This window comes from Frankia sp. CeCAU1 (assembly GCF_977971845.1).
Window position 1 is genome coordinate 1,373 of record NZ_CDWWXA010000239.1, and the last position, 2,193, is coordinate 3,565.

1 protein-coding gene and 1 pseudogene are annotated in these 2,193 nt (G+C 68.9%); one reads left to right on the forward strand and one right to left on the reverse strand.

Annotated elements, in window-relative coordinates; all coding sequences use genetic code 11:
• Nucleotides 1–325: pseudogene (locus AC08OO_RS22905) on the reverse strand (hypothetical protein); the annotation flags it as partial.
• A gap of 478 nt (nt 326–803) precedes the next feature.
• Between AC08OO_RS22905 and AC08OO_RS22910 the strand changes: the two are divergent.
• Nucleotides 804–1,610 (forward strand): methylenetetrahydrofolate reductase, encoded by an 807-nt coding sequence (locus tag AC08OO_RS22910; RefSeq protein WP_476619064.1) that lies wholly within the window; start codon nt 804–806, stop codon nt 1,608–1,610.
• Nucleotides 1,611–2,193 lie beyond the last annotated feature (583 nt).

The window sequence follows — 2,193 nt, forward strand, 5'->3', positions numbered from 1 at the left end:
ACCCGACCCGCCGCCCCGGGCCTTCGGCGGGGGCGGCGGGTCGGGTACATCCCGGGAAGGCGCAGCGCGGCGCCGTCGCGGCGCGGGCCGCCGCACCGCCGGACCCGGCCGCACCGCCGGACGGCGCCGGGTGTCCGGACGGGGGCGCGCCGCCGTCCCCGCCGCCGCGGGCGCGGGTGCCTTCGGGGACCGCGTGGCCGGCCGCCGGGCCGGCGGTGGATCCCTCCGGCGTCGCCGGGCCGCCCCCAGCCCCCGGCGCTCCCCCCGAAGACGTGCCGGCCGCCGGGAGCACGGGTTCGCCGTCACGGGGACGCGGCGGCCGCATCGGCCCCACCGGTTCAGGCGGCTCCCGACGCTGGTGCGGCGGTCGTGGCACCCGAGACATGACCCATCCCCTCCACTTACATATCGTCGCAAGCGATGAAACGTTTGAAAAAACGTTATACCACGAAACGGAACGTTTCAGGGGAGCGCGTGGCATGGCGCGTCCTGACGCCCGATAAGCCCCCCTTCCCGGGCGTCAGAAAATGATCATCCCGGGATGGTTCCCTGTGACCGGCACCGGTAGATGGCCGGGTTCCGGCCGCTTTGTTTGGCAGGGACCGCGCTGGCTCGGGTGCACATGGGCCTGGGGGGAATCGGACCGGCACATGCGCCGACATGGTGATCCGCTCCGGTCCAACTTCAGTGGCACGAACTGCCGGTGGGCCACCTCGGACTGTTCCTACGGTGTGCTACAGCAGCGCAGCGCACCCGTGCGGTGTGGCTGTGCTCCGTGGACCGTGGAGTCCTATCCTGCCAGGATGCGGGAACCCACGGCGGGTCACGAACGCCCGGTGCGCGGCTTCGAGATGATCTGCGAGATCGAGCCGCCGACCCGGCCGGACCTGACCCACGCCCGCCACCAGATCGGCGTCCTGAGCCCCGTCACCGACGCGTTCCTGATCCCCGACAACCACATCGGGCGCGCGACGGTGTCGAGCATCGCCGTCGCCCACGAGGTGGCGACGATGGGGGGACGCAGCATCGCCTGCGTGAACTCCCGCGACCGTAACCTGCTCGGCTTCCGCCGCGACCTGCTCACCGCCGCGGCCTACGGTGTCGAGGAATTCCTGTTCGTCCACGGCGACAAACCCACCGCCGGGAACCGGACCGGCGACCTGACCGTGCGCGCGATGATGGACGAGGCCCGCGCGGCCAGCGAGGATCCGGTCTTCGCGGACATGCCGGCGTTCCGGGTCGGCGCCGCGGCTGGCCTACGTCCACTGCCCACCTGGAAACGAGCGGCCGACTTCCTGTTCGTACAGGTCAGCTACTCGGTGGACGCCCTGCTGCGCTGGCGCGACGCCCATCCGGTCGACCTGCCGATCTACGCCGGCGTCATGGTCCTCGCGAGCGCCGGGATGGCCCGCCGCCTCGCCGCGGCCATCCCCGACATCGACATTCCCGACGACCTCGTCCAAGCAGTCGAACGGGACCAGGCGGCCGGGGTCGAAGCGGCCTGCGACCAGGTGCTACGGCTGCGCGACAGCGGCGCCTTCGCCGGTGTGCACCTCGTCCCGGTTAGCCGCTACCGCCAGGTCGCCACCCGACTTGAGGACCTTCTCTAACCGCCCGGGCCGGAGTGAGTGACACAGGGCACCCCGACAGTGATTATTAGTACGAAGAGATGTCGATCTGTCGCAGAGCAACATCGTCGGGGGATGTGGTGGGTGGACGCCGAAACAGCAGGAGTGCCAGGAAAAGGGAGGGCTGGTGGAGGTGGACAGCTATGTTCGTTGTGCTGCCCGTCAGTCTGATCGTCCTCGTGGCAGCGTGCAGATCATCTTCTCAATCTCATGTGCCTAGCCCATCCCCCACAACCTCCGGAACGGAAGAGCATTCGAGTACTCCTACCGGCTTCGCGATCCCCACGCTACCCCAGCCGCATCCCACAGTCGACCAGAAAAAATCAATCAATGGACAGATCCCTGGGGTCTCGGCAGCCGTTTCGCGCGGTGGTGGCGGCGGAATCCCGGGCGTGCGCCCCGAATCGGGGACTCCACCTCCTTCCAGTCCTCGGGTATCCCCGCCGGATGGCGATAATGCTCCCGCGGGAGGTGGGGGAACCGCGCCTTCCTCGCACATTTCCGGGGGCGGGTGAGACACTTTTCTCGCTTTCTTTTATATCGCACAATTCGGCCGGAAGAGTGA

Bases quoted from the DNA above. Each gene is read 5' to 3' on its own strand.
- AC08OO_RS22910 (WP_476619064.1), top strand. From the start codon at position 804: ATGCGGGAACCCACGGCGGGTCACGAACGCCCGGTGCGCGGCTTCGAG.